Below are 23305 nucleotides of genomic sequence, written 5' to 3' on the forward strand. Positions count from 1 at the left end.
AGCTTCAATTAGCGATTAAATGTTTTCTGCGGATTTGAGGTTTAATACAATGGGTTTGTTCGTATCTTTGGGTTTTACTTTTAAATTATGAACTATCCACAAATAGAACTAGCGCAAAGTATTATTGAAATTTGTAAAGCAAAGAATATTCAACATATAATCATATCACCAGGATCACGCAATGCCCCATTAACAATAGGCTTTGCTAGTGATCCTTTTTTTACGTGTTACAGTCTCGCAGATGAGCGCTGTGCAGCCTTCTTCGGTATGGGAATTGCCCAACAGACAGCGTTCCCTATTGCCTTAGTCTGTACGTCTGGATCAGCTCTTCTTAACTATTATCCAGCTGTAGCAGAAGCCTTCTATAGTCAGATACCGATGGTTATTATCTCTGCAGATAGACCTACCTCTAAGATTGATATAGGAGATGGTCAGACCATCAGACAGCGCAATGTATATGAGAACCATATCGTATACAATGCCAATCTAACAGAAGAGGCGAGTAATGAAAATGATATTCTAATTAACAATGCCATTAATACAGCGATAGCCCAAAAAGGCCCTGTACATATCAATGCTCCTTTTGAAGAGCCGCTATACAATACTGTAGAGGAACTTACAGTTACTCCTACTATCATCAACCTAGAGACGCTACCTCTCCAATTCAAAGAGTTTGATCAATATATAGATAGTTATAAAGAGGCAACTAAGAAGTTGATCCTTGTAGGTGTTAATACACCTGATGCACTAAGTCAGGAGATGATAGACTGGTTAGCAAATGATCCTTCTGTTATTATCATGACAGAGACTACCTCTAACCTGCACCACCCTCACTGCGTAGAACATATCGATCGCATCATTACCACATTCTCTGAAGAAGATTTCTTAGCTTTTCAGCCTGATCTTTTGATTACTTTTGGAGGAATGGTGATCAGTAAGAGAATCAAAGCATTCTTGCGTAAGTATAAACCTACTCAACATTGGCATATTGATACCCTAAGACATTATGATACTTATAATGCGCTTAACAAAGCAGTATTAGATACGCCTGAGAACTTCTTCCAAACCATTAAAGACAACATAGAACGCTATACCGCATCTAACTATTACACTTGGATGCAGAGCATTGTCACAGCTAGACTAGCTAAGCATGAGGCATATTTAAAGACAATACCGTTTAGTGATTTAAGTGTATTCGAAACCTTATTTGCTCAATTGCCAAAAGGAACCCAATTGCAAATCAGTAATAGCTCAGCAATACGCTATGCTCAATTAATCAAAATAGACGCTTCTAATCCCGTTTTCTGCAACAGAGGTACCAGCGGAATAGATGGAAGTACTTCTACAGCTATAGGAGCTGCTGTAGCCACTCAGAAGCCTACCTTATTAATCACAGGAGATATCGGTTTTCTTTATGATAGTAATGGACTTTGGAATAACTATATTCCTAAAGACTTTAAAATACTATTGCTAAACAATGGAGGTGGAGGAATCTTCAGAATCTTACCAGGACATAAAGAAACACCTGTATTTAATACTTACTTTGAGACAAGCCATCATCACACAGCTGAGCACTTGGCGAAGATGTATAATTTTAAATATCAAACAGCGACTAACAAAGAAGAACTAGAACAGCAATGTCAATTGTTTTTTGAAGATAATAACGGTCCTGCTATTCTAGAAGTATTCACTCCTACTGAAGTTAATAATACAGTACTGAGCAACTATTTTCGCAATATGTAATTTTAACAGCGATTAATGCTTGCGTATTGAAATTTTATGTATCTTGTACTCAATAAAAAAGAAAATTATGAGTAAAAGAGACGAATTAATTCAAAAGTACGCTGCTGATTTAAAAGATAAGTGTGGTGTAACAGCTAATATGGATTTATTAACTGCTGTAACTATCGGATGCGGGCCATCTATTTATAACCAAGATTCTTCTACCGTTGCTGGTTCTTCAGAGTCTGAGTTAGCTACAGTTAAAAACAACTTTTTAATTAAAAAGTTAGGTCTTAAAGATGGACCAGAGTTAGATAAAGGTATCCAAGCTGTTATGGACAAATACGGTCAATCAAATAGAAATAAATACAGAGCTGTAGTTTATTACTTATTGACTGTTCACTTCAAAAAAGAAAGTGTTTACAAGAAATAATATAACGTAAATATATTAATGCACTTTAAAAGGAGCAGTTCTGTGACTGTTCCTTTTTTTATGCTCATCACTAAAAAATTAGAGACTCATCTAATGACAAGTCTCTAATGGGGGTACTTCCAAAAACATTTACGCTTATACAAGTATATCAACCTTTAGGAGTAAACTTTAGAAAACACTATTATCACTAAATCAAATACTACTTCCTTCTGTTATTTTTGGGCTTTCCATATCAGGTCTCTATAAATGCAATGTCTTTGATGTTTAAAAAAAAATATAAAATTGGGTATGAAAAAACGTTCTTATTGTTTAGATTACTAAACAGTTTTTCTTGAGTACACTCTCTTTCCTTTATAGAAAGTGGCTTCTCTCTCTGGAGTACGAGCCACTGCCTCCGCAGAGCAACTAGCCTTCACGAAAACAAGGTCTGCTGAATCTCCTACTTTTGGCCATTGGCGATCTCCTGCTTCATTCAGTGGTAGTACCTGATCCTTAGTCGCTATTTGTAATGCACGACTCAGTCTTAGCTCATCTGTCCATCCATAAAGTTCGGCACAGTGCTTTGCTTTTTCTAACATATCACAGTTCCCAAATGGTTGCCAGTGATCTATAATACTATCTGTACCCGTCATCACACTTACCTTATGCTTATAGAATGTAGGTATAGGCATCATAGAGCGCCCTAGTGGTACAGTAGAGATCACTCCTACTCCATTAGTACTCATCTGTGTACATAACTCCTCTAATTCCTTAGCATCTGACTGCCCTAGAGCGAAGCCATGACTGATATAAGTACGTCCTTGTAACGCTTTATTAGCTTCTACTTGTTTTAAAATATATTGGATAGCAGGAATGCCTGTTTTAGCTCCTTCATGAAGATGGATATCTATTCCTTTGTCATAATCTAAAGCGATTTGAATCATGATATCTAAAGACTTCTCCATATTCCCATCTACCGTAGTTGGGTCAAGCCCTCCAATATAATCCACCCCTAGTTGAGCCGATTCTCTTAGCAGAGCCTCACTATCAGAATATAAAATACCATGCTGAGGAAAAGCAACTATCTCACTCCCCATCACTTCTTTTTTATTCTCTAGTGCTATTTTTAGATTCTCTAAGCTCTTCAGTCCACTAGTCGGGTCTATATTAGTCTGACACCTTGCAAAATAAGTTCCTTGACTATTCATTAAGTCTATCGCCATCTCCGCTTTTTCTACTGACTTAACTAATAGATTAGGTAATATTCTTCTTTCCAGATCGATCATATCTTTAACAGATCGACCAGGTTTAGGATCACCATACCAGCGCTCTCCATAGAACGTTTTATCGATATGAATATGCATATCTCTAAATCCTGGCAACATTAGTAATCCATCCATATCTACACTGATAATACCTGATGTATCGGACATTCCTACCTTATCAATAGAAACAATAACTCCATTGGCAATGCGTATATCAAATAAGGCTGTCTTAGTACGCCACACTTCCCCTCTATCATTATACTCAAAGCCAGTTTCTAATAAGACATTGCGCAGAATGAACACATTTGCCTTAACAGAACTTCTTTCAGTACTTGCTTTCGCTGACGAGCCTACTGATGGAATAAATAATCCACCAGCTGCCGCCGCTGTTAATCCTAGAAATTGCTTTCTATTTATCATGTTGTTGTTTCCTATTATTGTTATACACCTATCGAATATACAGTTTATTTAGCACCAGCTGCTTTTAACAACTTCACCATTCCTGTATAATTTCTCTTTTGAGCATGTTGTAATGGAGTTATTCCATCAGCGTCAGGAATATTCACATTCACACCACCCTTAATTAATTCATCCACGATACTAGTATGTACAGCACCGCCATTGCTAAGGACTATAGCTTCCATAAGCGCTGTCCAGCCTAGTCTATTAACATGATTGATAGGATAATTGGGATAGTTAACCAGTAATTTTACTACTTCTAAATGACCTTTTTCTGCCGCAGGTATAAGTGCACTACCATTATAACGGTTAAACACAGTAAAGTCTGCACCGTATTTTAACGCCTCTTGCACTATTTCTAAATTACCTTCTGCTCCTGCATATAAGAAAGGGCTATTAAGAACCTTGTCTTGGGCATTGACATTTGCCCCTGCTTGCATTAAAATCTTTGCGATAGCATTGCGATTTTGATATACAGCATACATCAGAGGAGTCTCTCCTTTTTCGTTGCGCTGTTCTATATCTACCTTACTTTCAAGAAGCTGTTTCACAGCAGTAAGGTTATTATTCTTAATCGCGGTAAATAATGATACTTCCTTCATATCTACTACTTCATTTGAATGGGTTGAACTTTCATCTGACGAGTTACAAGCCATAGCCGCACCTCCGATAAAGCCAATAAAAAGTAATATAGCTATTCTTCTTCTCATTTTCATATCTCTTGGTTTTTAATAGGTTAAGTTCGTTACTTATAACTACTAATACAAAGATAGAAGTACTGATAGGAAGGAAGTTGTAATATTTTTATAGATTATTGGAATTTTTATAACTCGATCTAAACTCACCAGGTGTTACTCCCAATTGTTTTTTGAAGAAATTATTAAAATAGCTCGTATCATTAAAAGACAACGAAAAGGCAATCTCTTTAATCGAAATATTCGTTGTAGTCAATAACCTCTTTGCTTCTAGCAATAGTCTATTCTGAATTAATGATCCCGCATTAGTTCCCAATACCTTTTTACAAAGAATATTTAAATAATTCGGAGTGATCTTTAATTGCTCAGCATAAAATGCTACACTACTTTGTTCTTTAAAGTGTACTTCTAACAACTCTTCGAACTGGAGTATGTTCTTATCTATACTATGAGGATTCACTCCCTCATGATAGTCTACATAATCCTTGTGTAAGTGTTTTAGCAATAAATGAAACGACAATAGAGCAATCTCTCGGTCAATAATCTGATTCTTAGCTAATCGTCCTTCTAATTCCTCTAAATCTGCCTTATACTTCTCAAAGCTCTCCTTCGTTAGCAACATCTGATTCGGTGCTCCTAATTGAAAATAAGCTAAAGGACTATAAGTCGTATTCAGAGATTGTAAGATAGTAGGTGAGAACATCAGTTGAAATCCAACAGTATGATTCTCCAATAACCAATAGTGCACTTGCTGGGGTCTCAAGAAAAACACTTGGTAATCTACTACGTCTACTCTTTCAAAATCAATATCGTGGTATCCTCCTCCTTTTTCAACGAAGAAGATAAAGTAGAAATCATGCTTGTGTGGGGACAACAAATCATTTCTACCTTTCTCAATATGTTTGAACAAAGTTATATCCCAGGTATCTTCCCCTAAAATGGTGGAAGTGGAAAGTGTCTGAATTTTAGTATTTCTATTCACGTATTTTGTATGGTATATTAATTCAAGTGACATTTATAGTCGCTAAAAATAATTCAATTCAAATTCATGTTAAACTATTTTTAGTTAAAACATCACAAAGTTCACACATTGAGAATTATTTACACAATAAAACAACTGTAATTATTATCATTCCTTTATAAGAATATCATTTCAGCAATCTATCAACCTATAAAAAGCCAATATAAGCCTCCCTCTTTCGTTTATTCTAATCCTATAAATTAACATTTCAAATCTCATGTATAAAAAGAAAAGCCCATCCTTTATAAGGATAGGCTTTAACTGTGATATTAATTTAGTAGATGAATTAATTATTCTAACTTAAGAATGGTAATTTCATTTTTTTGGTTCCCTGCTCCTATCTCCCTCTCATAACCAATCAAATACAGCTCAAAAGAGCTCTTTTTTAATCTATTACCGAGGCCAAAGAAAACAATTATATATTGAACTACCAAATTTTAAAGTACTTTTTGCTCTAAAACATCTACTTATTACTCTCTAAAACCAGCTTCCTTGCTACGAAATATCGCTAAGTGGGAGTCGTTTTAAATATATTCTATTTTTCATCTTTTATCTAAATAAGTTATCATTCTCCTTTACACTAAACCTCCACCACTTCTATAAAGGCAGGGCTACAACCGCCGCCTTTAGAGAAGTCAATACCATATACTCGTCTAAATGCCTCTTGTACCACCTTGCCATTGTCTAACCAAGGATGTGCAAATGACACAAAATCAACACTCATCCCTTTTTCGAGGTAAACCTGCTCATTATTATATGTGCGTATCACCGTAGCTTTATATCTTGCCATAGCTCTAATTTTAAATCTAAGTTAGTTCTAACACACTATGTATCATAACAATAAAGTGCCAAACCCCACTTTTTTTGAGTGAGAAAATTCAAATATTCATTCACTCAAAAAAAGCTCATATTCACCCAATAAAAATATTTTATATCGAAAATCACCTTATGTAATTCTATCCCTATCTACTCCTTTCAATAGGTGAGTATTGTTCCTTATTAACTCCATTCAAATAAGTACTTGTTCTTCTATTTGATAGTTTTAGAAATTATCATAGCTTTGGAGATTAACCTTAAGACAAGTTCGCTATATGAAGTATTATACCTACTAACCTAGATATACTACATCATACAAGCCTCTACTACCTAACCATTATAAATGAAAAAAAACACTACAGCATCTTCAGTTGCTGCTGCCCTGACCTCTATGATGTGTGTACAAGGGGGAGCATCTGTAGCCAAGCAATTATTTCCTGTAGTTGGAGCTACCGGAACGACCGCTTTGAGAATAGGCATATCAGCTATATTCCTTAATATTATTAATCGTCCGAAGATTTCGAAGTTCTCTAAAAAAGAATGGTTGTACTGTGGGCTATTTGGAGGTTCTATTGCCCTGATGAATATGATCTTCTATCTCGCTATACAGCGCATTCCATTAGGACTAGGAGTGACGATAGAATTTATAGGCCCTTTATTTCTAGCGCTATTCTTATCTCGAAAAGTATTAGATATCGTATGGGCTTTATTTGCTTGTGCAGGGATATTATTAATCGTTCCGTGGCAGACTAACAATGTAGATATTATAGGACTAGGATTAGCCGCTACAGCAGGTGTATTTTGGGCGTGTTATATCGTGATGGGAAGTAAAGTCTCTAAAGAAATGAATACAAACCATGCAGTATCAGTAGGTCTTGTATTCGCTACGTTTATCGTAGTCCCTGTAGCCTTATTTATGGGAGGACTAGAGAAGTTGACCTGGGGTAGCTTAGGGTTAGGTGTATTAGTCGCTATTCTATCTAGTGCCTTACCTTTCTCTCTAGATTTAGTTGCACTAAAGAAGTTACCAGCCAAGACATTCAGTATCCTTACTAGTTTACAGCCTGCCTTTGCAGCCATGTCAGGTCTTCTATTCTTAAAAGAGCACCTCACCATGACACAGTGGATCTCTATAGCCTGTGTGATCACTGCGAGTGTAGGCTCTACTATATTTAGCACTAAAAAAGAAGCTTAGTTATTTATATATCCTAAAAAGGGTTATTCTCATGATTAGAATAACCCTTTTTTATACAGATGCATTTTAAACAAATAGATAAGCATTACTTTTTAATGGCACTGATTGCATACCTATCGGATACTTATCGCATAGTGGTCACATAATAAAGCTATAAAAGAATGCAATCACTATACTATAATTCTACCATCAGATGCTGAACATTCGGCTCGATTTTTGATATAAAATACTTATTATCAACTATTAAAACCAACAACATTATGGCTAGAATTAATTCCAAAAAACTCCTAGTAGGTATAATAGGACCTATTTATGGAAAAGAACACAGAGGCAAGCAGATATTCCAAACAAGGCCTAATCGTTCAAAACAAGACAAATCAAAAAATCACAATGCAAAATTAATGCGAAGTGTATCTCATAACTCTTCCTTTATTCGACAGGTAATCGAGATTCATTTAAACAAAAGACATGAGAGCTATATGCATTCTCGATTTTTAGGGCACCTCATGAGTATCATGCACCAGGAGGATAAGATTGATTTTAAACAAAGGTCGATTTTTTCGGTCAATTGTAAAGCACTCGAAGGTTTTGAGTTCAATAGAAAAGCTCTGTTTAAAGACACTTTCCTCGAAAGAATTATTGTACAACACACAGACAAAGAAGTACTGCAAGTACAGGTACCTTCTTTTATTCCAAAAGAACAAGTGGTCTTCCCAAAAGGTTGTACAGATGCACTCCTGCGCATTAGAGCCTTTGCGATACACCCTGACAACGACTTATCCAAAGAAGGACCACTTAGAGAGCTAAATATAGAATTTTCGATACATGATTCTATTGTAAACGAAACTGACTGGTTGTGTAATTGTATTGATACGGATGAAAAATTTGAGCTTTTAGTAGCAGATATACAGTTCTTTTACCCTATCAATAATACTGCACAAAGGTTAACTTTATATAATACAAAAGAATATAACCCTAGTATGGTTATCTATGCTAAATAGAGGTATTTGTACTTTGGTTTACTGATAAAGAAGATGATACCAAAATACACAGCAAATAAAAGGGGCTGTCTCATTGCAAAAAGAGACAGCCCTCTTTGTTCTGATATTTTAGATATTGTTTTAGGGGATTTTTTTTGAAATATTGCAACCTTAGAGGATTGAAAAAAACATTTCGGAAAAAAAAGGGTAAAAAGAGTCTTTTTAGGCAGCTCTCTTTCTGATATTTTGTGCAATTGCCAATAATCCCCATTCTATTGCGACTTTTTCCTTACCACGAAGCATAAATCGGCGGAACCCATGGTTCTGTTTAATATTTCCGAAAACTGTTTCTACATCGTGACACCTTTGTTTACGCTTGTCAATACCTTCTTTTGTAGTGAGTAATTTACTTGCTTGTTTTCGGTGTCGTTGTAATTCAAAGTTTATCTCTATAGTCCGATTGCCTTTTGCTTTATGACACACACCATTTAAAGGACAACCTTGACAATTTTTAGCTTGATACTGCCTTAATGTTTGGATAAAGCCTGTAGTTGTAGTTTTTGTTGTATCTCCAATATAGTGCATTTTTTGTCCCATAGGACATACAAAATAATCACCTTTGTGTTGGTAAAACAATTTATCTGTTGTAAAAGGCTTTGTACTTTGCTTAGCATTCTTTCTTGGTTTTTTTTCTACTTGTTCCTGCTCTTGATCAAAAGTGTTATACTTCACAAAAGCTTTAATTTCTTCCCCCTCTAAATAGGTGTAATTTTCTTGACTACCATACCCTGCATCTGCTATAACAGACTTTGGATATACTCCATAATTCTCTTTGAATTTTTCTAAGTGAGGTATTAATGTAGTTGTATCAGTTGGGTTTGAATGTATACTATAGGCTAGGATATATTGATTGTTGGTTGATATTTGAACATTGTAGCCTGCTTTTAGAAAACCACTATTCATATGATCTTCCTTCATACGCATAAAAGTAGCATCCTTATCTGTTTTAGAATAAGAATTACGATCTTCTAATATAGCTTCATGCTCTTGGTACTCTTGAATTTTTGTAGGATACTCTTTAGTAATATACTTCAGTTTATTCTTTACTTTCTGATCAACATCTGGATTGTCTTTTAGCGCTGCATTTAATGTATCAATGGCTTGAGAGATAGCTTCTGTATCTATTTTCTTAAAATCTGGAGGAGGTGGAAGTTCACTTTCTTGTCTAGCAATAGAGTCTGCATACCCCCATATCTCTAGGATTTGTTGAACCATCTTTTCTTTATAATTTGAAATAGCTTTCTTCCAAACAAAGGTGAATTTATTAGCATTGGCTTCGATTTTAGTTCCATCAATATAAGCCTCTTCAATACTGATAAAACCTTCGGCTATAAATAATTCAACAATCTGAGTAAAGATCTGCTCTATATAACCCTTAAGTTTTGAAGAGCGAAAACGATTAATTGTATTGTGGTCTGGGTAAGACATACCACTCAGCCACATATAATGAACATTCTCTAAGCAAGCCTGCTCAAGCTTGCGACTACTGTATACATTGTTTAGGTAACCATAGATTAAAACTTTTAGCAACATCTTAGGATGATAACTGATACCACCACATTTAGAGTAGCTATCATATAAGCTTTCTAAGTCTAACTTATCTATTACTGTATTAATAATACGTACAGGATGTAATTTAGGAATAAAATCATCTAAGGAATGAGGAATCAAGCTCATTTGATTCTGAGCGTAGTATTTAAATCTAGGGGATTGTTTTGCCATAAACACATTGATTTAAGATTTAAAAATACTGATAATCAACGAAATAAACAAATTTTAAAAGTATAGATATACCAAATATTGAATAAAAAAGAGGCTGTCTTTATGAGACAGCCCCTTTTCTATTTAAAGTATTCTTACTTCTTCTCTATCGCAGCACGATAAATATCTTCGTATAGCGGTACGACCTTATCTATACTGAATTTCTTCGCTACTTCTCTTGCGCGTTCTTTAAAACCACATAGCGTATCTTGATCTTTTACGATCTTCAATGCATTCGCTACCATATCCTCTACATCTCCTACATTACTAAGATATCCTGATACACCATGCTCATTCACCTCAGGAAGACCTCCCGTATTACTAGAGATAACAGGTACTCCCATCGCCATTGCTTCTAAGGCTGCTAGACCGAAGCTCTCTGTCTCTGATGGCAATAAGAATAGATCAGAATAAGATAAGATATGCTCTATCTCATTACTATTACCGAAGAAGATAATCTTATCATAGATTCCCAATTCTAATGCTTGGCGTTCTGCACGCTCTTTCTCAGGCCCGTCCCCTACTAACATCAGTTTAGCAGGTCTCTCTTTTTGGATTCCATAAAAGATAGAGACTACATCTTCGATGCGTTTCACCTTTCTGAAGTTACTGATATGCGTTACGATCACCTCATCTTTACCAGCCATAGCACTACGCTTACACGGTGTGTCTTCACAGTCTAATTCTTTTACCTCTATAAAGTTAGGAATGACATGAATCTCCTTTTCAGTACCAAACAGGCAGTGAGTAGATTCTTTTAAAGATTGAGATACAGAAGTCACATAATCAGAATTATTGATGCTAAAGCTCACTGCAGTCTTATAGTTCGGGTGATTTCCTACTAAAGTAATATCTGTACCATGTAGTGTTGTAATCATCGGTAGATTAATCCCTTGTTCTTTCAACATCTGCTTCGCCATATACCCTGCATAAGCATGAGGAATAGCATAGTGTACATGCAGTACATCGATCTTGAATAGTTTCACCATATCCACTAATTTACTTGACAAGGCAAGTTCATAAGGCTGATAATGGAATAATGGATACTCAGGAACATTTACTTCGTGATAAAATATATTAGGATTTAGCAAGGCTAAACGCACTGGTTGGCTATAAGTAATAAAATGCACTTCGTGATTTCTTTTCGCTAATTCCAACCCTAATTCTGTGGCTACTACACCACTACCCCCAAAGGTTGGATAGCATACGATGGCTATTTTCATATAATTAATGCTTGTTTTTTAGAATCCTTAAAGATAATTCTATTATTAATAACATCTCTTGTTTTAACTTTCAACTTTGTTCTATGCCGTCTTTTTTAACAATACACCTCTGTAACACATCCTTTTTAGCTATTTTATTTTAACAAAAAGACTATTTTTGTTAGGCTATAAGACGCATAAAATAACACATAGAAAAAATGACAAAAGAAGAATACCAACAAAAATACAATGAAGAAGATGCAGTGGGATGGGATGCTATCTCTGATCACTTAGCAAAGCAATATGGAGAGCAAGAACTTCAGCACTTCGGCAATGCATTACCTTACTCTTTAGGTGGAGAAAACCCTTTAGATGGATTAAGTGTATATAATAGTGATCAACAGACAGATCATTTCCATATTGTTACCTATGGATTCTCTGACTTATATTATAATGACGAGGCTGTAGACAATGACTTTAGTGGATATGGTTTTGAGTTGACAATGCGTCTAAAAAAACAAGGAGATGAAAACTTTCATTGGGCGATGAACCTTATGAATAACTTGGCTAAATATGTATTTAACTCAGGAAAATGGTTTGAAGAGTTTCATTTTATCCCTACTAATAGCCCTATTCGTTTAGATTACGATACTGATTTAGTAGCCATCGCTTTTGCACTAGACCCAGAACTAGGCTCTTTAGACACTCCTAATGGACGTATAGACTTCTTACAGATGGTTGGTATTACTCAGAAAGAATATGATGCCTTACTAGAAAATCCTAAGACTTCTGAAACAGAAAAACTACTTGAACAATTGCGTCAAGACAATCCTTTGTTGATAGTCGATTTAGATAGAAAGTAGTTAATGGTGGACAGTTTAAGGTTTACGGTTCACTGTAAACCGTAAACTGTGAACCGAGAACCTATAAAACCCAACGCTCCACTAAGCTATACCACATCGCTTTACCTTCTTTTAAGGTAAATACTGCTGATGATTCTCTAACTGTTTTTAAATCATCTGTCTGTTGTATTTCTATATAGTGAACTACTGCATGTCCGAAAGTAGCGTATCCTTCTATATCCTTAACCTCTATTTGTCTTGTTGGAAAGATTCCATAAGCAGTAGTTAACCATTGTGTAAATGTATCATACCCCATACTCTTACCATCTCCGTTAGTCATTACAAATAATGGGTCGAATGTACTTACTATCGCTTGATACAACTCTTCTTTATTAGATGCTGTGCCGTTAAACCAAGTCTGTATATTGATGTGAAAGTCTATTACCTGTTGTTTTCCTAATTCTAAATTACTCATCTTATTTATTTTTGTTTATTGATTTGAGCATAAAAACCTATGCTGATTAATTGTACTAACCCTATTACTGCTATTGCTATCCCAAAGGCTTTAGGATAGTCTAAAGTACTACTTAAACTAAAGAATATAGTACCTATCACTGCTCCTCCTAATACACTGCCTACTTGTATCGTAGTACTCACGATACCTGATGCTTGTCCTACTTGATCTATTGCTATGGACTTAATACTCTCTTTCATCATCACAGGCATTAACAGCCCATGTCCAAGTCCTGCTGATAAAAATAAGCCATGCATGAATGCGTTCGGTGTACCATATTGACTAAATAATATACCTAACCCTACGAAGGAGATTAATAATAACAATAGTCCTGATCTTATCCAAAAAGAAGCTTGCTTATCTACCTTAGCAAATAAGATTGGCCCTAGAAAGAAACCTATTCCATAAGGCAAAACAGCCATACCAGCTACTAATACATCCCACCCTAGATAAGACTGTAAATAGTAGGGATAGCAGATGAATAGCCCTGCGGTAAAATTATAAAACAAGATGATAGGCAAATTATAAGCAAAGGATTTATTACTAAACAAAGAGATAGATAACAAGACAGGTTTTTGGCGTTGTTCTCTATATTGTTCATACTTCACAAAGCTAATAGCAAGTGCTATACTACCTCCTATAATAGCAAATATCCACCACACCCAATCATAGGTTCTTCCATAAATCAAAGGAGTGATAAAACAAAGTAACGCACTAATCACAAGGACTACACCTAAGTAATCTAACTTTTGTTTTTGTACTTTCTCCTTAGGCATAGTAGTATAAATACCGTATAGACAAATAGCTGCCACAGGTACATTTACCAAAAAGATAATCTCCCACGTTAGATTCCACAAATGAATATTTAATAGTACACCACCTAATAATTGTCCTACTATAGCTGCTAAGCCAAATACAGAACCAAAAAGTCCTAAAGCCTTTGCTCGTTCTGATTCGTCAAAGAGGATTCGAATAGAAGCTAATACCTGAGGTGCTAATAAAGAGGCTCCTATTCCTTGCAAAAAACGAGAGAAAATCAACATCTGTACAGAAGGAGAAAATGCACACGCCAAAGAGGAGATTAAGAATATCCACAGCCCTGTCGTAAAGATAGTTCTCCTACCATATATATCACCAAGCTTTCCACTACAGACTACCAGAGCAGCATACGTAAGTCCGTATATCGCAATGACCATCTGCAATTGATTTTCTGTTGCATGGAATGATTCTTTAATAGCAGGCAGTGCCATATTGACAATAAAGTAATCTAAAGGGGATAGAAAAGCTCCTATAACTAAATAGCGTAGAATAGTCCACCTGTTTTTATATTCATTCATATTGTTTATTTTTATTCCTTTGCAAAGGAAACACCCTAGATACAAATTACCTTGTACTTTAAAAGGTTTTTACAGTAAACAATATGACTTCTAAAAACACCTTCGACCCTATTCATATCACAGAACATCTACTGATAGATGATGTTTTTAGTATACAACCAAAAGCGCATCTCACTATCGTGTATATACAAAAGGGAAAAGGGATGAGTCTATATGAAGATCATAAAGTCCCTTTTAAAAAGGGAAAGCTGTTTATTATTCCTTTTGATACACCGTATTCTTTTGAAAGTAAAGATGGCCAAATCCTTGTGATAGAATGTCCTCAGAGCTTTATCATTCAGATTCGCACAGAGGCAGATCGCATAGAGACTTGTGATAATATCAATAAGCTGACCTATATCACACATAACTACCATACTAAAGCGGGATGTGTGTTCCAGTCTGAAGAAGATGCTGTATTTGCAGAACAGTTATTGCTCAGTATTCAACGAGAGCACAATAACCATACACAAGATTATTTAATCATAAGACAATGCATTTCTATCCTACTCAACCTTGTAGCTCGTAACCTTATTCTACACGATTATGAGCAAGTCAATGAGAATAGAAAGGCACAAGATATTATGAAAATGATCACTTATATTCAGCAACACATTGGGCATAAGGAGAAGTTGACTTTAGAAGCGTTAGCCAATGAGTTTAGTATTTCTAAAAACTATCTGGGTGAATATTTTAAGAAACAGACAGGGATATCACTACAAGACTATATCTTAGATTACAAGCTAAAGTTAGTAGAAACTAGGCTTAAGTACAGCAATACCAGATTAAAAGAAATAGCTTTTGAACTAGGCTTTAACGATGAAAGTCATTTGTCTAAATTGTTTAAAAAATATAAACAAATGACTCCCTCACAGTATAAAAAAGAACACCAAAAAGTATAATATGCCTCTTACCAAACTAAATCAGTTAAATCGGTATTATAAATATCAAAAACGCTTACAGAAGAGTTGCGAAACTGTTCTTTTATCAAAGTTTGATACTCTTCTATTTTAGAATTCTCTCTTAACACTGATAAAGATTCGTTGTAACCAAAAGTATACACAGCTTCTTTTGTTTTATCACTATACTCTTTTCTTATCTCAATAGATTGACCATTTAATGTTGCATGAATATTATAAACACTTAACTGCTGATCTTTTAAATAATCTCTCAAATCTTCAAAATTAGGGATATCTTCTATCCACTCTCCTGTATATTCTATACCTAAGACTTCACTTAGTTTATTCTCTTGTTCAGGGCGTAAAACGAAGTTAATCCTTAAAGCTTTTTTATCATTGCTTAATTTACATAAGCTATCATCCTTCAAATTGTTTAAACATCTCTCAAGTAGATCCTCGAAAGCAAAACCAGTTTCTTCTATTTCGTCATCTACCCAATTATAAACTGTTCGATCATCTGTATCATCTGTACGCAACAACCAAAATTCTTCACCTCCATTATCCCCTATCATCACATAGTTCTCTTCTACTTCACCTAAATACCCATTCTGTTCTATCCATTCGTTCTTATTAATGAATAGCCCTTCTATAACATCTTGATAGATACCAATAGTTAACAAGAACTCTCTGTAATAAGGTGGTAACGATCTTGAGATACTTGACTCTAATTCTACTACTTCTTTCTCTTTTAAAGCTTTATAAAACAAATAGTTTTCAAAAGGTGCTATCTCTTTTAAAAATAGTTGATAATTAATAGTTTCCATATTATTATGTTTAGCATAATGAGCAAAAATAACTAAATTTAGAAAACATGTTTACCCCTAAAAACAGCCATTTATCTTATAAAAAAGCTAAAGTTAGTTAGGAAACTTAAATTCAAAAATCAATAGATTAATTTCGCGCGTGAAACAATAATTTATAGCGGATGAATACAAAAATACAAAGACTTAATCCTAGCACTTTAGCAGCACCAGTGGGAAGATATTCTCATGTGACTGTGGTTCCTAAAGGAGCTAATCTATATACATTCTCAGGACAAATAGGTACAGATGCGATGGGGAATATCCCTTCTACATTTAATGCGCAAGTACAAAACACATTTATGAATATCATCCAAGTATTAGGTAGTCAAAAACTAACTGCTGATGATGTTATTAAAGTTAATATTTGGGCGACACAAGAGATAGACTGGGACTTCTTCTACGAAGTTTGGGATAACACTTTTGGTACAGATTACCCATCTATGACTGTTGGGTATATCACAGCACTAGGATTGCCAGAGATTCAATTAGAAATAGAAATATGGGCTGCAAAGTAGTCGTTTAGATTGATACATAATAAGTAATTCGCAAGAGTTGGCTCAGTTGGGTCAACTCTTTTTTCTTATAAGCCTCCTAACACACTGAAAATAAATACTAAATAAAAGTAAATGCGCTATCTAAAATTACCAAATTTTGGTAACTTTGATAAAAATAGAAGTTATGGGACGTAATACATCAGTATCATTAGGAGACTACTTTGAAGGTTTTGTTGAAGCTAAAATAAATGAAGGTCGTTATAAAAATGCTAGTGAGATCATTCGCGCTGGTCTACGTCTTCTTGAGAAAGAAGAAAATGAGATACAAGTATTAAGAAATGCTATACAAGAAGGAATTGATAGTGGAATAGCTGCAGACTTTGACCCTAACAACCATCTAAAAGCTTTAAAGGCTAACAAATAGAAATAATGGCAAAGTATATTTTGACTAACCGTGCGGTTAAGGATCTCTCCGAAATTTGGTCATATACTTTTGAAGCATGGTCTGAGCATCAAGCTAATAAATATTATACTCTATTAATTGAAACTTGTCAGAAAATAACCAATAATCCAACTCTTGGAAAAAGTTACGCCAGGATAAATACACATCTCTTAGGTTTTGCTATAGGTAAACATATTATATTCTATCAAATACTACAGAATAAAGATATTTTAGTCATTCGCTTCTTACACGAACGAATGGACTTAAAAAACATTTTGAAAGAATAGTACTGATATAATTACATTCTCCAAGTCTACCTAACAAGAACTATCCTCCTATTAAAAAGTAACTAAATCGTCTTTTACTTCTTCTTCTATTAGGACTCTCGTTAGCTTTATTAAAAAAGATAAATACAATGACAAAATCAAAAGACGAGAGTCAAAATTCATAAATCCACCTTTCAACTATTTTCTTACAGATACACTATTTCTTAATTAAATCCTTTTAAAACACTGTATTATAGACTTTTAAACCTATATTCAAAATTAGTGATTTTTCAATTATTCCTTTCTCTTTAAACCTATAAGTCTGATAGGTAAACTTAAAATTGCAATAGGCATTTAGATGAAAAGAGCTATGCCTTAGAATTACTTTGTAGTATTTATCTAATGTGGATATTGGGTTAAACTAACTAACTATAAAAACCTACAAAATATTGTTTACACCTACTAATAATCAACTTATTATAAAATACTTCTCATTTAGGACAAACTTATACTTAGAATGATTATAAATAATTATATATTTGCGACACCCTAATTATATTTATTAAATCTAAATAATTGATTATTATGCAAACTGATAAGCCCAAGAAAACCAAGGGGATTTTCAAAAAGTATATGCTTAAACTCCACTTGTGGTTAGGACTACTGTCAGGTATAATTGTACTTATCGTATCACTTACAGGAACTGTTTTTGTCTTCAACGAGGATATCTCTACCTATCTTAAACAAGACATGATCTATCATGGCGAACAAGATATTGAAAATAAAAAACCGATTCCTATTCGTGAACTAAAAGAACTAGTTAATGCACAATTAGTTAACGAAGAAGTTCCAGCAGAGGAAGTAACAATCCCAATGGATCCTACTCGTTCTTATCAATTTGGATTGTTTAAAGCCAATCCGGAAGGATGGAATTATTTCGATACTTATCTCGTTTTTAAAACAGTCTATGTCAATCAGTATACAGGAGAAGTAATTGCTGTCGATGACCTATTGAAAAGCCCTTTCTTCTTCACTATGATTCTTCACCGCTCATTACTTTTGAGTAATGCTGTAGGAGGTACTATAGTAGGTGTAGCTACTATAATCTTTGTGATTATGCTAATCACAGGGATTATACTATGGTGGCCTAAGAATAAGAATATGCGTAAACAACGCTTTTGGTTTAGATGGAAGAAAGTAAAAGGTTGGCGCCGTAAAAATTATGACGTTCACAATATACTTGGATTTTACTCTTCGGCTCTAGCTTTAATAGTGGCTATTACAGGGATTATGTACTCTTTCCGTATTACTATGAGTTGGGTCTACTTCTTAATCAACGGGTTTTCTATGTATGCACCAGACTTTAGTCATTATAAGACTACAGCTCCTGAGTCTATGGAAACTCCAACAACAGTAGATCGCATAGCTGCAACTGTAAAAGAGCACTACCCTAATGCTTTCTCCTTTGGTATTGACTTAGAAGATCATGAGAACGCTGATCATCATCACGATAATATGACTATTCGTGTTAAAGATCACGAATTCAAATATAATGACTCACATACCATGATATTTGACGAACACTCTGGAGAGCTATTGTTCAATAGATCTCATGGAGAACGATTATTAGCAGAACGAGCTACTGGTGCTACTTATGATTTGCACGTAGGAGCTTTCTTTGGTATGCCTGGAAAAATAATTGCTTTTATCCTTAGCTTATTCTGTGCCTCTCTTCCTATTACAGGTTTTGTTATCTACTGGGGAAGACGCAATAAAAAAAAGACTACTAAATAATTTTTAAAACAATGAAAAGACCATATATATGGCTGCTATCACTATGCGGCCTGGGTACCTATGCCCAAACAGAAGCACAATTAGACAGTATACTCAACGCATTTAATACAAACCTTGGCGAAGTATTAATCACGACTAAAGCTCCTGTATTCCAACAGAAAGCTGACAAAATGGTGTTTAGTGTAGAGAATAGTGCTGTATCAGATGGAAGTACAGTACTTGAAGTTCTTGGAAGAGCTCCAGGAGTGGTTGTATCTCAAGAAGGTGAATTATCTCTGAGAGGTAAAAAAGGAGTTAGTGTAATGCTTAATGGAAAACTGAGTTCTCTATCTGCAAAAGAACTAGCCAATCTCTTGAGATCTACCAACTCTTCTCAAGTCAAAAATATAGAGATTATCGCTAACCCTTCTGCTAAGTATGATGCAGCTGGTAATGCAGGTATCATTAATATTGTATTAAAGAAGTACAATATGGAAGGGCTGAAAGGAAGCTCTTTTGTCAATGCAGGACGAGGACGTAAAAACCGCCTTAATGCAGGATTTAATCTAGGGTATACGCATGAGAAACTAAGCCTATTTGGAGACTATAGCTATACTTTTAGAGGGGAAGAAGAACACAAGCATTATCTTCAAGACTTCTACAACACTACTAATCCTTCTGTGATAGACCGACACAGTGAACAACGCTTCACTAGTAATGAGCCTCTTACTTCTAATAACTTCAAATTTGGAGTGGATTACGCTCTTTCTTCTAAGACAACTGTGGGCTTCTTATTCGATGCTAAAATCGGGAGATATGAAGATTATTCTAAAGGATATAATATGATATATGCTCCTATAGAAACATTGAATTCACATGTTAATACAGACAACGGAAATAAAGAGCATTGGTATGATTACACATTTAACTTAACTGCCACTCATTTATTCAATGATAAGGGGAGTAAAGTAGATGTAGATTTAGAATATGAGACTTCTAAGTTTAGATCTGAACAATCTCAATTAGCTGACGTTTTATTAAATAACTCAAATGCTCCATATAGAAATAGACGTGGATATATTCCATCACAGTTTAAGGTATTTAATGGTAAATTAGACTTTACCTTACCACTAGATGATAAGCATGCTTTAGAGACAGGATGGAAGTCAATTGTCAAATCAAATGACAATCCATCTGTTTATGAATTCCAAAATAACTCAGGATGGGAAGTAGATCCTGCTTCAACGAATCACTATAAATACAATGAACAAATACACGCTGCTTATGCTAACTACAAGCTTAGTTTAGAGCATTGGAGTTTTCAGGTAGGACTGCGTTCAGAGTTTACACAAACTGAAATAGACCAAAAAACGACTAAAGAATACAGTAAAAACGATTATACTAAACTATTCCCTAGTGCCTCTATCAAATACGAAACAGATAATGCACATGGCTTCTATGCTTCGTATAGTAAACGTATTAATAGACCGAGTCACTTTGACTTAAACCCATTCCGTTTTTATGATGACCCTTTTAACTATTGGCAAGGGAATCCTAAGTTAAAACCTGAGATAACACATGCTTCTGAGGTAGGATATACATGGAGTAAATACCTGATTGCAAATGTGTACTTCAGCGTGACGAATGATGTGATGACCAATGTGTATAATTACCAAGCAGATACAGGTATCTTAGTAAGTACGCAAGAGAACTTAAACAAATCTTATCACTATGGTGCTAATGTAACAGGTACAGTAAGCCCTACAGAATGGTGGTCTATGAGTAATATGTTTAACTTGTTTAACAACAAATATGAAGGAAACTATCAAGGAACAGAAATCAATAGTTCACAAGTAGCTTTCACTTTTAACTCTCAAAACAACTTTACCATTGTTAAAGGATTAAAAGCTGATGTCAATGCACAGTACTTCTCTAAGTCAAACTTAGGTTTATACAAAAGAGATAGTTATTTTGACTTAACAATCGGTTTATCTAAAGCCCTATTAGAAGACAAAGCAACTATTAAACTAGCTGTAACAGATGTTCTAAATACGGTGAACTATAATGTAACGGGAGATAACTTCAATTCTAATATTCGCAAGAAATATGATCTAGATAGCCGAATAGCTACTTTATCATTTAACTATAAGTTTTAACCCAGATTATGCAATAGACATATAAACGAAAAGTAATTATACAAAATAGGTCTGAATTAGTGATAAAAGCATAGTATAGTATGGTTTTAGAGCTAATGAAAGAACTATGAAGTAGAATTGCTTTGTAGTATTTGGCTAATGAGTAATGTGGATTTAACTTAATTAAGAGAGATTTTCTCTCATTATACTTCATTGATTTATACAACAAAAGCCAGTCAATCTCGACTGGCTTTTGCTTATATAATAAATCTTATTCTCTTACCAATATCCTAGTGCTTTCCACCATAGTCCTCCTACTAGAATAAATATAATTAGATTAACCACACTAGTTACAAAACCTACTTTCCACCATTCTCCTAATGTTGTATACCCCGTTCCGAAAATAATCGGGGCTGTACCTGTACCATAATGTGTAAGTGACATCATTATAGATGATGAGAATCCTAGTACTAATGCCCATAACATCTCAGGTGCTCCAAGAGCTATACCTGCTGCAAAAAAGGCTGCAAACATCGCTGTAATATGCGCTGTAGTACTCGCAAAGAAATAGTGAGAGTATACATATACTAGAAGCAGTATAAGCGTAGCTGGTATCCACGATAATCCTAATCCTGCAATACCTTTTCCTACTGTTGTAGCGAGCCATCCTACTAGACCTAGTTTACCTAAGAAACCTGCCATCATTACTAAAGCTGCAAACCATACTATCGTATCCCAAGCCCCTGTATTTTTTAATATATCTTCCCAAGTTAATACACCTGTGACAATAAGAATTCCCAATCCTAAGAAAGCTGCCGCTGTTGGTTGAACAGCAAAAGTATCTCCAAAAATCATTGCCGGAACTCCTGCCCATAACAATAATAAGATGGTAAACACTCCCATTGTAATATACTCAGGTAAAGAAATAGGCCCTAACTCATCTAATTGCTTTTTAGCAAATACTGGAGCATCAGGTGTTTTCTTTATCTCTGGTGGATAAATCATATAAATCACTAAAGGCATCACGATTAAAGCTACAAGGCCTGGTACTAAAGCTGCTAGTGCCCACATTCCCCATGTTATAGTGATTCCTGCAGTAGTACCTGCTAAAACCAAGCTAACAATTAATGGATTAGGAGCTGTAGCGGTAATAAACATCGCTGAAGTAATAGGATTGGCATTATAGTTCACTAGTGCTAAATAACGTCCTATCTTTTCAGCAGATCCTTTCTCTGGTTTAGAACCAAAGCTCACTGCAATAGAACGCATAATAGGGTGTATAATTCCTCCTCCCCTTGCGGTATTACTTGGTGTTACAGGAGCTAATATTGTTTCTGCAAAAGACAGTGCATACGCAATCCCTAGTGTTCTTTTACCAAACAAGGAAATAAGGAAATACCCTATCCTTGCCCCTAAACCTGTTTTCTTTAAACTTATAGAGATCATCACCGCTACTCCAATAAGCCAGATTAAATCATTTGAAAAACCACTTAAAGCATCTGCTAAAGCTGCTTTAGAATTGCCTGGATTAGTTACACCTGTTATCGCTACTAAGGCTATCGCGACAATAGACACCGCTCCGATAGGTAGCGCCTTTCCAATAATAGCTGCGATAGTTCCTACGAATAATGCTAACAACTGCCACGCATTAGGACTAACGCCTTCTGGAACAGGGATAACAAACCAAATAATTAAAGTGATAGCGACCGCGATTAACGCTGGTACGGGTTTGATAGGTTCTAATTTACTTGCCATACGAGTAATTGATTTCTGTAGTAAGTTATAATCCCCAAATGAGTAAATACAATCTTAGTATAAAAGGGATATTTTTCACTACTTTTATTTATAATCTAAAATCAACAAAAATGCCAAACACACATTTTGTACAATATTTTTTTAGTTTTTTTATAACAAATAAGCACACTTAACTGTTATAATAGTATGTTTGTTATTTCTATTTTTCACTATTAAAGATAACACTTTATTATATAATATTTTTAGTTTCCAATCAATTTTTAACTACAAAAATCGAATTAACTACAACCTTAACACTATAAAATAATTAAAAAAACACATTCATTAACGTTTTTTAATATTATAATTCCGTTAATCC

General features: G+C 34.7%; 21 protein-coding genes. 11 read left to right on the forward strand and 10 right to left on the reverse strand.

What is annotated here, in order from left to right; all coding sequences use genetic code 11:
• Positions 1-87 precede the first annotated feature (87 nt).
• Positions 88-1743, forward strand: coding sequence for a 2-succinyl-5-enolpyruvyl-6-hydroxy-3-cyclohexene-1-carboxylic-acid synthase (gene menD, locus MYRA21_RS17295; protein WP_039330058.1), 1656 nt, complete (start codon positions 88-90; stop codon positions 1741-1743).
• Between the two features lie 67 nt (positions 1744-1810).
• Complete coding sequence (locus MYRA21_RS17300; RefSeq protein WP_006258306.1) at positions 1811-2155, forward strand: DUF2853 family protein; 345 nt, start codon at positions 1811-1813, stop codon at positions 2153-2155.
• A 317-nt stretch (positions 2156-2472) separates the two neighbouring features.
• Here MYRA21_RS17300 and MYRA21_RS17305 read toward each other — a convergent pair whose 3' ends face one another.
• The 4 genes from MYRA21_RS17305 to MYRA21_RS17320 form a co-directional block, all read right to left on the reverse strand.
• Positions 2473-3819 carry an amidohydrolase gene (locus MYRA21_RS17305; protein WP_006264077.1) on the reverse strand — a complete coding sequence of 449 codons (1347 nt, stop codon included), beginning with the start codon at positions 3817-3819 and terminating at the stop codon, positions 2473-2475.
• A gap of 44 nt (positions 3820-3863) precedes the next feature.
• The gene (locus MYRA21_RS17310; RefSeq protein WP_039330059.1) at positions 3864-4574 is read right to left on the reverse strand and encodes an ankyrin repeat domain-containing protein; all 711 of its coding nucleotides are present in this window, start codon (positions 4572-4574) and stop codon (positions 3864-3866) included.
• Between the two features lie 88 nt (positions 4575-4662).
• Positions 4663-5463, reverse strand: a complete 801-nt coding sequence (locus MYRA21_RS17315; RefSeq protein WP_225581811.1) for an AraC family transcriptional regulator — start codon at positions 5461-5463, stop codon at positions 4663-4665.
• Between the two features lie 691 nt (positions 5464-6154).
• A complete protein-coding gene (locus MYRA21_RS17320) occupies positions 6155-6364 on the reverse strand; it encodes a DUF6140 family protein (RefSeq protein WP_006258313.1) in 210 nt (69 codons plus the stop codon).
• A 369-nt stretch (positions 6365-6733) separates the two neighbouring features.
• Here MYRA21_RS17320 and MYRA21_RS17325 point away from each other — a divergent pair, with 369 nt between their 5' ends.
• Together MYRA21_RS17325 and MYRA21_RS17330 are read left to right on the forward strand one after the other, a co-directional pair.
• Entirely contained in the window at positions 6734-7585 is an 852-nt protein-coding gene (locus MYRA21_RS17325) for a DMT family transporter (protein WP_039330060.1), read from the forward strand.
• Positions 7586-7845: 260 nt separating this feature from the next.
• A complete protein-coding gene (locus tag MYRA21_RS17330; protein ID WP_039330063.1) occupies positions 7846-8586 on the forward strand; it encodes a hypothetical protein in 741 nt (246 codons plus the stop codon).
• A gap of 201 nt (positions 8587-8787) precedes the next feature.
• Here the strand turns inward: MYRA21_RS17330 and MYRA21_RS17335 are convergent, their stop codons facing one another.
• Positions 8788-10347, reverse strand: a complete 1560-nt coding sequence (locus MYRA21_RS17335; protein WP_006261699.1) for an IS1182 family transposase — start codon at positions 10345-10347, stop codon at positions 8788-8790.
• Positions 10348-10481: 134 nt separating this feature from the next.
• Entirely contained in the window at positions 10482-11609 is a 1128-nt protein-coding gene (bshA, locus tag MYRA21_RS17340) for an N-acetyl-alpha-D-glucosaminyl L-malate synthase BshA (RefSeq protein WP_006258317.1), read from the reverse strand.
• 197 nt (positions 11610-11806) lie between these two features.
• On the opposite strand from bshA, the gene MYRA21_RS17345 reads away from it, so the two are divergent.
• A complete protein-coding gene (locus tag MYRA21_RS17345; RefSeq protein ID WP_039330064.1) occupies positions 11807-12451 on the forward strand; it encodes a suppressor of fused domain protein in 645 nt (214 codons plus the stop codon).
• Positions 12452-12512: 61 nt separating this feature from the next.
• Here the strand turns inward: MYRA21_RS17345 and MYRA21_RS17350 are convergent, their stop codons facing one another.
• On the reverse strand, positions 12513-12905 hold the full coding sequence (locus tag MYRA21_RS17350; RefSeq protein ID WP_016649076.1) for a hypothetical protein: 393 nt from the start codon (positions 12903-12905) through the stop codon (positions 12513-12515).
• Positions 12906-12910: 5 nt separating this feature from the next.
• Positions 12911-14281, reverse strand: a complete 1371-nt coding sequence (locus MYRA21_RS17355) for an MFS transporter (protein WP_039330067.1) — start codon at positions 14279-14281, stop codon at positions 12911-12913.
• 83 nt (positions 14282-14364) lie between these two features.
• Between MYRA21_RS17355 and MYRA21_RS17360 the strand changes: the two genes are divergently transcribed.
• Positions 14365-15222 (forward strand): AraC family transcriptional regulator, encoded by an 858-nt coding sequence (locus tag MYRA21_RS17360; RefSeq protein WP_039330069.1) that lies wholly within the window; start codon positions 14365-14367, stop codon positions 15220-15222.
• An 8-nt stretch (positions 15223-15230) separates the two neighbouring features.
• On the opposite strand, the gene MYRA21_RS17365 is transcribed toward MYRA21_RS17360, so the two are convergent.
• Positions 15231-16043 carry an SMI1/KNR4 family protein gene (locus MYRA21_RS17365; RefSeq protein WP_039330075.1) on the reverse strand — a complete coding sequence of 271 codons (813 nt, stop codon included), beginning with the start codon at positions 16041-16043 and terminating at the stop codon, positions 15231-15233.
• Positions 16044-16204: 161 nt separating this feature from the next.
• Between MYRA21_RS17365 and MYRA21_RS17370 the strand changes: the two genes are divergently transcribed.
• From MYRA21_RS17370 to MYRA21_RS17390, 5 genes are all read left to right on the forward strand, one after another.
• Entirely contained in the window at positions 16205-16597 is a 393-nt protein-coding gene (locus tag MYRA21_RS17370) for a RidA family protein (RefSeq protein ID WP_016649073.1), read from the forward strand.
• A 163-nt stretch (positions 16598-16760) separates the two neighbouring features.
• Positions 16761-17000 carry a type II toxin-antitoxin system ParD family antitoxin gene (locus tag MYRA21_RS17375; RefSeq protein WP_016649072.1) on the forward strand — a complete coding sequence of 80 codons (240 nt, stop codon included), beginning with the start codon at positions 16761-16763 and terminating at the stop codon, positions 16998-17000.
• Between the two features lie 5 nt (positions 17001-17005).
• Positions 17006-17305 (forward strand): type II toxin-antitoxin system RelE/ParE family toxin, encoded by a 300-nt coding sequence (locus MYRA21_RS17380; protein WP_016649071.1) that lies wholly within the window; start codon positions 17006-17008, stop codon positions 17303-17305.
• Between the two features lie 564 nt (positions 17306-17869).
• The gene (locus tag MYRA21_RS17385; RefSeq protein WP_016649070.1) at positions 17870-19078 is read left to right on the forward strand and encodes a PepSY domain-containing protein; all 1209 of its coding nucleotides are present in this window, start codon (positions 17870-17872) and stop codon (positions 19076-19078) included.
• 11 nt (positions 19079-19089) lie between these two features.
• A complete protein-coding gene (locus MYRA21_RS17390; protein ID WP_039330077.1) occupies positions 19090-21213 on the forward strand; it encodes an outer membrane beta-barrel family protein in 2124 nt (707 codons plus the stop codon).
• A 258-nt stretch (positions 21214-21471) separates the two neighbouring features.
• Here the strand turns inward: MYRA21_RS17390 and MYRA21_RS17395 are convergent, their stop codons facing one another.
• A complete protein-coding gene (locus tag MYRA21_RS17395; RefSeq protein ID WP_039330078.1) occupies positions 21472-22947 on the reverse strand; it encodes a DASS family sodium-coupled anion symporter in 1476 nt (491 codons plus the stop codon).
• Positions 22948-23305 lie beyond the last annotated feature (358 nt).

The organism is Myroides sp. A21, from assembly GCF_000807225.1.
GTDB lineage: Bacteria > Bacteroidota > Bacteroidia > Flavobacteriales > Flavobacteriaceae > Flavobacterium > Flavobacterium odoratimimum.

What these genes read in the sequence shown, in the direction of transcription:
- menD (WP_039330058.1), top strand. Translation starts at nt 88, where the DNA reads ATGAACTATCCACAAATAGAACTAGCGCAAAGTATTATTGAAATTTGT.
- MYRA21_RS17300 (WP_006258306.1), top strand. Translation starts at nt 1,811, where the DNA reads ATGAGTAAAAGAGACGAATTAATTCAAAAGTACGCTGCTGATTTAAAA.
- MYRA21_RS17305 (WP_006264077.1), bottom strand. Translation starts at nt 3,819, where the DNA reads ATGATAAATAGAAAGCAATTTCTAGGATTAACAGCGGCGGCAGCTGGT.
- MYRA21_RS17310 (WP_039330059.1), bottom strand. Translation starts at nt 4,574, where the DNA reads ATGAAAATGAGAAGAAGAATAGCTATATTACTTTTTATTGGCTTTATC.
- MYRA21_RS17320 (WP_006258313.1), bottom strand. Translation starts at nt 6,364, where the DNA reads ATGGCAAGATATAAAGCTACGGTGATACGCACATATAATAATGAGCAG.
- MYRA21_RS17325 (WP_039330060.1), top strand. Translation starts at nt 6,734, where the DNA reads ATGAAAAAAAACACTACAGCATCTTCAGTTGCTGCTGCCCTGACCTCT.
- MYRA21_RS17330 (WP_039330063.1), top strand. Translation starts at nt 7,846, where the DNA reads ATGGCTAGAATTAATTCCAAAAAACTCCTAGTAGGTATAATAGGACCT.
- MYRA21_RS17335 (WP_006261699.1), bottom strand. Translation starts at nt 10,347, where the DNA reads ATGGCAAAACAATCCCCTAGATTTAAATACTACGCTCAGAATCAAATG.
- bshA (WP_006258317.1), bottom strand. Translation starts at nt 11,609, where the DNA reads ATGAAAATAGCCATCGTATGCTATCCAACCTTTGGGGGTAGTGGTGTA.
- MYRA21_RS17345 (WP_039330064.1), top strand. Translation starts at nt 11,807, where the DNA reads ATGACAAAAGAAGAATACCAACAAAAATACAATGAAGAAGATGCAGTG.
- MYRA21_RS17350 (WP_016649076.1), bottom strand. Translation starts at nt 12,905, where the DNA reads ATGAGTAATTTAGAATTAGGAAAACAACAGGTAATAGACTTTCACATC.
- MYRA21_RS17355 (WP_039330067.1), bottom strand. Translation starts at nt 14,281, where the DNA reads ATGAATGAATATAAAAACAGGTGGACTATTCTACGCTATTTAGTTATA.
- MYRA21_RS17360 (WP_039330069.1), top strand. Translation starts at nt 14,365, where the DNA reads ATGACTTCTAAAAACACCTTCGACCCTATTCATATCACAGAACATCTA.
- MYRA21_RS17365 (WP_039330075.1), bottom strand. Translation starts at nt 16,043, where the DNA reads ATGGAAACTATTAATTATCAACTATTTTTAAAAGAGATAGCACCTTTT.
- MYRA21_RS17370 (WP_016649073.1), top strand. Translation starts at nt 16,205, where the DNA reads ATGAATACAAAAATACAAAGACTTAATCCTAGCACTTTAGCAGCACCA.
- MYRA21_RS17375 (WP_016649072.1), top strand. Translation starts at nt 16,761, where the DNA reads ATGGGACGTAATACATCAGTATCATTAGGAGACTACTTTGAAGGTTTT.
- MYRA21_RS17380 (WP_016649071.1), top strand. Translation starts at nt 17,006, where the DNA reads ATGGCAAAGTATATTTTGACTAACCGTGCGGTTAAGGATCTCTCCGAA.
- MYRA21_RS17385 (WP_016649070.1), top strand. Translation starts at nt 17,870, where the DNA reads ATGCAAACTGATAAGCCCAAGAAAACCAAGGGGATTTTCAAAAAGTAT.
- MYRA21_RS17390 (WP_039330077.1), top strand. Translation starts at nt 19,090, where the DNA reads ATGAAAAGACCATATATATGGCTGCTATCACTATGCGGCCTGGGTACC.
- MYRA21_RS17395 (WP_039330078.1), bottom strand. Translation starts at nt 22,947, where the DNA reads ATGGCAAGTAAATTAGAACCTATCAAACCCGTACCAGCGTTAATCGCG.